A 1,531-nucleotide genomic window follows, 5' to 3' on the forward strand; every position below is an offset into this window, starting at 1 on the left:
AGCATATATAATTTACTTACGTGGATTGGTATAAATTATAAAATAAAAATATTTATGTTGCAGCAAAATAAAAATGTCCGCTTTTTAGCAAAATAGAAATGTCCTCTTTGGAGGATTTATTATTACTAACTTCTGAACTCTTTTAATCATTAAATTTCCTTTTTTCTTTTGAATTTATTTTATCATCATATTACTTGTTACTGTTTTCGTTAGAAAACAGTAACAAGTGCATTTTAACCTGTTTTAGAAGGAACCCAAATCCATCTGGAATACGAGGCCGTATGTTTTTCAGATATTTCTTTATATTTAAGATACTTATCTTTGTATTTTATACGAATAGAACCTTCTAAATTTTCTTCTACAATTGCTTTATTATTCAGGATTATATCTCTTGAGTTTGGTGTATCTAGTATTTGAAAAACTCTACCCTTGTACTTAAGGGTATAATCATTTGCTATAGATCTTTTTGAGTGTTTTGAAAAAGTTTTAGAAAGATTTATTTTTGATGGCAATTTTCTGTGCATATCATAATCATTCTTTGGTTTTACCATAAATTTTTCATTATGTTCTTTAATATATTTGCGTTCAAGAAATTTATTTGCCTCTTTTATACTGGAAATATTGTTTAATCTTAATTCTTTAACTAATCGATCTTGATGAGTTTTGAATGAACGTTCTATTCTTCCCTTTGCTTGTGGAGAATGAGCATAAATTATTTTTATCCCTAACTCCTGCATTGCTCTTGCAAATTGTGTCATACCTTCTCCTCTTGCAACTTTGTAAATAGTATCTTTATCAACGTACAAAGCCACTGGACAACCGTATATTTTTATATATTCCTGTGTTATTCTCATTAATGCTTCTGTTGTTTCACCTTCTGTAAATTTTAAAAATACCCTATTTGAAGCATCATCAATAAAACCAATTAATACACACTTTGGAGCTCTTCCTTCAAACCAATCGTGATGTGAACCATCCAGTTGAACTAGTTCTCCTATACAGTCTCTTCTTTCTCTCCAGCTTCGATGCTTTGTTTTTCGTTTTTTTGTTTTCCATAAGTCAGCTTCAATAAGTATTTTCCTGACAGACTCACTAGAAACTTTAATATTTTCATTTTCACTAAGCTTTTCTGCTAAAAAAGTAGGCTTAAAATCAATATATTTAGTTTTTGCAAGTTGGATAATTCTTAACTTTATTGCTTCTGAAAGCCTTTTTCTCGATGGTTTTCCTCTAGATTTATGAATTACCCCTTTTAAACCCTCTTTTTTAACTCTTTTTACTAATCTTCTTATTTGTCTCGTGCTTAAATTAAGGCATTCGGAGGCTTGTTTTTGTGTTATTTGTTTATAGATAATATCATTAACTATTTTGAACTTGTTTACTTCTTGTATTGTCACTATTAGAACTCCTTGTTTCATTTTTTATCCTCCGATTTTTTTTATTGAAAACCGGACATTTTTACTTTGTTCTAATAGGACATTTTCATTTTGGTTCTACAAAAGAAATTTATGTTCATAAAACTTAAAATTCT

Annotated in this window: 1 protein-coding gene; it reads right to left on the reverse strand. The window is 28.6% G+C overall.

The window, feature by feature from the left end:
• Positions 1-233: 233 nt before the first annotated feature.
• Complete coding sequence (locus tag AB1349_14275) at positions 234-1,418, reverse strand: ISNCY family transposase (protein ID MEW6558492.1); 1,185 nt, start codon at positions 1,416-1,418, stop codon at positions 234-236.
• Positions 1,419-1,531: the final 113 nt, after the last annotated feature.

This window comes from Elusimicrobiota bacterium, assembly GCA_040757695.1.
Lineage (GTDB): Bacteria > Elusimicrobiota > UBA8919 > UBA8919 > UBA8919 > JBFLWK01.